Source organism: Acinetobacter sp. 24-47-67, assembly GCF_056779735.1.
Window position 1 is genome coordinate 1 of the sequence record NZ_JBWYIK010000057.1, and the last position, 223, is coordinate 223.

Below are 223 nucleotides of genomic sequence, written 5' to 3' on the forward strand. Positions count from 1 at the left end.
GAACCGCTTGTGTTGCTGCTGCAATCGCGGCATCAACATCATCAGCAATACCATTGCTATCTGTATCGTTCACTGCTGGTACAACTGTATCTAGAGCATCTAAACGAGCATTTAGATCATCTTTAGCTGCTGATGCAGGTAATGCATCAACCAAGCCTTGTGCTGTACCTTTCAACGCATCTAATTGATCTTTGATCGCTTGTAATTGAGCTTGCGTTGCTGG

General features: G+C 44.4%; 1 protein-coding gene. It reads right to left on the reverse strand.

The window, feature by feature from the left end:
* The coding region (locus AC1M9K_RS14670; RefSeq protein ID WP_481589662.1) for a GA-like domain-containing protein at positions 1 to 223 on the reverse strand (223 nt) is incomplete at both ends.